Raw genomic sequence first — 6,185 nt, 5'->3', positions numbered from 1 at the left:
GTGTACCTCGTTCGGTTGTGCCATGCGCCCAATTAACCACGTAGAGCTTTGAACATCTAGGTTTTCGCATTTATCGTGAAACGCTTTCGCGTTTTCGTCGCTTCAATGATATAGGTCGAATTAATTTTTGGTTAACAGTGTCGTTTGCAAAAAGTAAAAAAATGGAAACTTGGTCAAGGAGTTGATTATTAGTTTATGTAATCAATTTGGAGAAGATTGTATTCAGGTGATGTTTCACCATTCTATAGATCCTGATTATTTAAAAACACCGAACCCAAGGGTCAAACTTTATAATAAAAACTTAGAATTTGCCAATTGGCTAAGTGAGAATAATATTACTTATAAAGATATATCTGGATCAGCAGATGACTTAATGGAAGAATACAATCAAGCTAATCTTCATATAGGATATAGAGTTCATGCACATATTTTATGTCAAGCATATCAAAACCAGACATCTTGATTTCTGAAGATGGTAGGGGGAAAGCATTAAAAGAGTACTCAATGGGTTTATTTTCTTGATGGTTTTGTACAGAAAGGAATAATGCCTTCTTTTGGAGAATTAAACAAATTATTGGTCTATGATCTATTCGAAATTGATAACCAGTTACCCAAAAAAATAATGGATAACTCTTCAAATTTGAAGTATCAAATGACCTGCCCCGACTTGAAAAGTGCCAAATGTCGATTGACAATCATTTCAAAAGTTATGGGAAATACTTGAAATCAGCTGACCATGAGGAAATCTGTTTTAGTTATAATCGCGTCAATTTCAAGAAGAAGCGGTGGGATTTCATCTGCATTAGATTTAATCGAAGCATTTAACATCCTTGGATATAAAGTAAATGTCGGAGTAGCAAAATATCCTCCATCTATATATAGGTTTTATAATAGTAATTTTTTGAAATTAGCTTTAAGTAAAATCAAATTTTTAGACAATAGGTTAGTTAAAAATCCATTCAAGTCAAGAATTAGAAGTGTTTATTCAATATTCAATTTTGGGAAAATTTCAGAAGATGATTTCAATAAATATGATTATGTAATTGATATATCCGTGTTAAATGAAAGACTTGTTTCTAATTTTAGAAATGATGTAAATACAATTTTTGTCAAAAACCATGCTGGATCAGTTGAATCTTATAAAAAGAGCTTTTCTAATAATGAGGAAGAGTCAAAAAAAAGCTATTTAGAATCATTTAAAAGTTATGATAGGATTTTATTTCAATCTAAAACTCAATCCTTGGAGTGTATTAGCGAATTTAATGAATTAGAAGGAAAACAAATTGTAATAGAACCCTCATGTGAAGAAGAATCTGTATTGAGATCTCAATTCAGTAGTCCTCCATACCTAAAAAATAAAGATAAAATTAATTTGGTAAATGTAGGCTCCTTGCAAAAAAGGAAAGGCCAAGTATTGTCAGTAAGACTACTCCATGAATTGATTAAATCGGATATAAAATGCGAACTTCATTTGGTAGGTGGTATAATTGACGAAAATTATTTAACTCAAATTAATAAAGTATCAGAAGATTTAGGAGTTGCAAAATTTCTATTTGTTCATGGACACAAGGATAACTATTTAGATTATATGGCTCACTCTGATATTATATTACAAACATCTTATTCAGAAGGAGTATCCAGAATATTAAGGGAAGCTATGTTGATGGAAAAACCCATTGCAACATTTTCCATTTCAGGAACAAATGATCTATTAGATAATGATTGTGCTATTCTTGCAACACCCTTTGTTGTTGAGGATTTAGCAAATAAGATTAAAGCCGCTTTGAAAGACAATAATAAATTAAATAATCTAAAGCAGAATGCTCTAAACGAGTATAAAAATAATAATAGCAGAACTGCTTACTATAAAAATATACTTTCTACTTTTAAATAGACTCATAGATTGCTACAGAGAGTTAAAAATTTATTAAATAACAACCAGGTAATAGTAGAAAATTTTGGCTATATATCCTTACTACAGATATTTGTAGTACTAATTCCACTTTTAACCTATCCATATCTCGTTAGGGTATTAGGAAAAGAATTGTATGGTTTGGTAATTACTGCCCAGGTTGTGGCTAGTTACGCATCTTTGGCCATTGATTTTGGTTTTAAAAGGGTTTCTGCAAAAGATGTTTCAATTCATAGAGGAGATAAAGACAAACTATCAGAAATTGTTTCCTCAGTGCTCGTTGTCAGAGGGTTAATTTGCTTGGTTTCATTTCTGATTTACATCGGGGTAATTAATATTGTTGCGTCCTATAATGAACACTTCTACCTTTTTATATTCTCTTTCTTGTTAGTCTTTAATGAACTACTGTTCCCCCAGTTCTATTTTCAGGGAATAGAAAAAATGAAGAGAATATCTTTTATAAATATTGGGACCAAAACATTATTTGTTGCTTTAATATTTATTTTCATCAAAAGTCAGTCAGACTATTACTTAGTACCATTGTTAACGGCCATAGGGTATTTTTTAGGTGGTGTTATATCCCTGTATATAATTTTTATTAAAGATGGACTTAATTTTTTTATCCCATCTTATGATAGGTTAAAATATTACACCGTTGATGCCTTTCCAATTTTTTCCACAAAAGTTGTTGCATCTATAAAGGATAAGTTCAGCTATATTTTAGTTGGGTCATTTGTTGGAATGTCAGAGGTGGTTATCTATGATTTGGGTTCGAAATTCACAAACCTTTTAGTAAAACCAGTTACTACATTATCAATGGTACTATTTCCAAAAATGGCAAAAGACCGAAATGTCGATTTATTTTGGAAGGTACTGAAATATTCTTTCTTAGCTATGATAGTGCTGATAGCAATTACAAATATAATTCTACCCAAGCTAGTTTTGTTATTCATTGGAGAATCGATAGATCTTTTACCACTAAGAGTATTCTTAATAGCACCGTTGTTTTTGTCTGTAAGCAGTTACATCTCATCAAATATTATTATAGCATTCGGTCATAACAAATATATTTTTTACAGTATTTTAGTAACTACATTTGTTTACGTCTCCCTTACTTTATTGGCTTACTATAATAATATGTTGGATTCAGTACTTGTTTTTATTGGAATAACTGTTGTCTCTTATATTTCTGAGTTTGTTTATAGAATTTATGTGTCCGTGAAAATTAGTAATCAAAGAATTAAACAAACAGATTAATAAATTCGAAATTGTATATCCTATCAGCTACATATTATAGCGTTTTACTAATAATTAGCTTATATCTGATAGATTTAAGTAAACGAGCAAAAGGAGAAAGTCGTAACCTAATACAGCATACGTCTATATTTTTTATTATAGCTTTCTGTGGACTTAGGTTTTTCGTTGGGAATGATTATGATGGGTATTATCGAAGCTTTAAACATCTGCTTAACTATAGTCCTGGGCTGACTGAATTTTACTGGGAACCCGGATTTTACTACTTAGCGAAAGCTTTGACAAGATTTGGTGAAATTGGCTATTTTTATTTATTACTGATCAGTTCAATAGTCACATTCATTCTTATCTACATTGCTCTTAAAGAACAAAGTTCTCTGAAGTGGGGAGTGTATTTTGCTATAACACTTGGGTTACTGATTATGGCAAACGATCAAGTGCGCCAGGGAATTGCTTTAGGGGTTTTTTTATATTCATTAAAATATATTAGGGATGGAGAACTGAATAAATATTTAATGTGCATTATAATTGCATCATTATTCCATTATAGTTCACTATTATTAGTATTTGTTTATTTCATCAGATTAATAAAACTAAATAAGGTTTGGTGGATATTTTTAATCGGGGTAACCTACGTTGGCTTTCAGCGAGGAATTTTTTATGAAACTATCTTCAGCATGATTGAATTGATCCCATATTATGGAGAGCTGTATGCTGCTAGGCAAAGATTTTTTGAAGTCGAGCTTGGAGGAAGTGGTCTTTCCATTTTATTTAGAAATGCTTTAGCTCTTATTTTCATTATTGCATTACCAAATCTAAAAAAAAATATTTATGCCAAGATTTATTTAACTGGCCTAATATTAGGAAATATGGTTGTAGGGTTTATGCCGGCTGAAAGAGTTACATATTATCTCTACTACGTGCATATTATTGCTCTTCCTTTGCTGCTATATGCCAATAAAAAATTGAGTAAACAACTTTTCTACGTAATAGTATTGCTGTCTTTTATTTTCTTTTCTTTACAAAATTTGTTTGCTCTTGAAAAGCATGGGGCTATACCATATCGAACCATATTTTTTGAAGACTTATCGAATCCACCACAAGAGTTAATTTATAAGAACGAAGTAAATGAATTTCGATAGAGTGAAAAGATTGTTGACAAAAATATTAAAAGACAACGAGTTTTTATTGAGTATATACAACTCGTACTATAAATTGTTAAATAAAAAAGAGTTTCTGGAAGAGGTAGAAAAAAGGAAAATGGAAAGTATTTTTGAATATGAAGTGCTTTCAAAAGAGCTGCCTTTTTATCCGGATGCACCAGTAAAAGATTCAAACTTTTATGGTCATTACTACTGGCTAAAGAATTATACAAATCTTGAAAAATTTGATTTTGCAATAGAACATGGTTTATATCTCGGGAGTCATGTTCCAATTGCTACTCATTTAAAAACTACAAAAGCGGTTGTTACCTTTTCAAAAAATCGAGAAGAACATCTTAGAAATGCCGGTGTAAAAAAACCTATTGTTAAGATCGGGCCATATATACATTATGCAGATTCATTATTAAGCGATAAGCAGTTCATTGAGATCAAAGAAAAGTTTGGAAGGATACTAACTGTTTTCCCTTCTCATTCTATCAAGGGATTCAATGTAAACATTGATCAAGATCACTTACTTGATGAAATTGATAGAATTAAAGCAGAATACAGCTGCGACAGTGTATTTGTTTGTGCTTATTATAAAGATATTCGGGATAATAATTTCATTGAACAATACCGGCAACGTGGCTACAATATTGTTACAGCAGGACACCAATACGATCTAAATTTTTTATCTCGACTAAAGTCAATCATTCAGTTATCAGACTATACTATGTCGAATACTGTTGGAACACATACTGGCTATTGTATTTATTTAAATAAACCTCATTATATATTTAATCAAGAGATTGAATACACAGATAAAGAGGGCAAACCATCTAAAGAATACCGCTTTGATCATGAAGTTGAGAAGCTTAGAAAAGAGATGGCTATTATAATAAAGGCATTTGATGAATTTAATTCTGACATTACGGAAGATCAGAAAAAGATTGTTGATGAATACTGGGGCGTATCAGAAATTAAAGGAAGAGATAAGCTAAGATTAAAACTACTTGGATAATGACAATATCTGTTCTAATGTCAACTTACAAAAATGATTCGCCAGACCATTTAGATAGGGCAATTCAGAGTGTTTGGGAGGATCAGTATGAGAAACCAGACGAAATTATTTTAGTTGTTGATGGACCGGTTAGTAAAAGGACAAAAAAAATATTAGACAAATACAGAACAGTTATCGGGAATAATTTCAAAATAGTGTATCAAGAGAAAAACCTGGGTTTAGGTGCTACTTTGAATAATGGAGTAGAATATTGTAACTGTGAATTTATTGCAAGGATGGATGCTGATGATATCTCTTTACCGAATAGATTTTTTTTGCAAAAAAGATTTCTAAAGGAAAACCCGGACATTGCAGTTTTGGGTGGAAGCATAAAAGAATTTGATGAAGATGGGAATCAATATTGCAGGAAATTTCCAGCTGACACTGAAGAAATTAAAAACGAAATTCCCAAGGGATCACCATTTGCCCATCCAGCCGTTATGATTAAGAGAGAAATATTCAAGGATGTAGCTTATACAGAGACCACTAGCAAGTCGATTGATAAAATTGTTGTCGGCAACGAAGATATTGCTCTGTGGTTTGAAATTATAAAAAGGGGATACAAGGTTGCAAATTTAGATCAATCCATTTTGAAGTACAGAAAGAACCATTCTTTTTTTGACAGAAGGTCTAAAAATAAATCTTTTTCAGAATTCAAAATTTATTGGGAAGGCACTCTGGCTCTTCATGGATTTTCTTACAGGTTAATTTTTCCTTTGTTAAGATTAGCAAGTAGACATATGCCCAGGGTTATAAATAAATTTTTATACAGCCAAAGAAGCTTGGTCTTCAAATCGAGTTAAATTTTGTTCATTAT

The 6,185-nt window shown here is 31.3% G+C and carries 6 protein-coding genes; all 6 read left to right on the top strand.

Going from position 1 to position 6,185, the window contains the following annotated elements; translation table 11 throughout:
* Positions 1 to 181: 181 nt before the first annotated feature.
* The 6 genes from ABFW99_RS10755 to ABFW99_RS10730 all read left to right on the top strand — a co-directional run bounded on the left by ABFW99_RS10755 (position 182) and on the right by ABFW99_RS10730 (position 6,171).
* A complete protein-coding gene (locus ABFW99_RS10755) occupies positions 182 to 463 on the top strand; it encodes a hypothetical protein (protein ID WP_440707498.1) in 282 nt (93 codons plus the stop codon).
* Between the two features lie 273 nt (positions 464 to 736).
* Entirely contained in the window at positions 737 to 1,894 is a 1,158-nt protein-coding gene (locus ABFW99_RS10750; protein ID WP_440707497.1) for a glycosyltransferase, read from the top strand.
* A gap of 9 nt (positions 1,895 to 1,903) precedes the next feature.
* Positions 1,904 to 3,169, top strand: a complete 1,266-nt coding sequence (locus ABFW99_RS10745) for an oligosaccharide flippase family protein (RefSeq protein WP_349353496.1) — start codon at positions 1,904 to 1,906, stop codon at positions 3,167 to 3,169.
* Between the two features lie 11 nt (positions 3,170 to 3,180).
* Entirely contained in the window at positions 3,181 to 4,308 is a 1,128-nt protein-coding gene (locus ABFW99_RS10740; RefSeq protein WP_349353495.1) for an EpsG family protein, read from the top strand.
* Positions 4,295 to 5,329, top strand: coding sequence for a hypothetical protein (locus ABFW99_RS10735; protein ID WP_349353494.1), 1,035 nt, complete (start codon positions 4,295 to 4,297; stop codon positions 5,327 to 5,329). Before ABFW99_RS10740 ends, ABFW99_RS10735 begins: the two co-directional genes overlap by 14 nt.
* A 17-nt stretch (positions 5,330 to 5,346) precedes the next feature.
* The gene (locus tag ABFW99_RS10730) at positions 5,347 to 6,171 is read left to right on the top strand and encodes a glycosyltransferase (protein ID WP_349353493.1); all 825 of its coding nucleotides are present in this window, start codon (positions 5,347 to 5,349) and stop codon (positions 6,169 to 6,171) included.
* Positions 6,172 to 6,185 lie beyond the last annotated feature (14 nt).

Source organism: Gracilimonas sp. BCB1, from assembly GCF_040117685.2.
Classification (GTDB): domain Bacteria; phylum Bacteroidota; class Rhodothermia; order Balneolales; family Balneolaceae; genus Gracilimonas.
The sequence above is the reverse complement of the archived record's forward strand: the minus strand, read 5'-3'. Positions and strand labels throughout refer to the sequence as shown.

Coding starts and splice junctions, on each gene's coding strand:
- ABFW99_RS10735 (WP_349353494.1), top strand. CDS start 4,295: ATGAATTTCGATAGAGTGAAAAGATTGTTGACAAAAATATTAAAAGAC.
- ABFW99_RS10730 (WP_349353493.1), top strand. CDS start 5,347: ATGTCAACTTACAAAAATGATTCGCCAGACCATTTAGATAGGGCAATT.
- ABFW99_RS10750 (WP_440707497.1), top strand. CDS start 737: ATGAGGAAATCTGTTTTAGTTATAATCGCGTCAATTTCAAGAAGAAGC.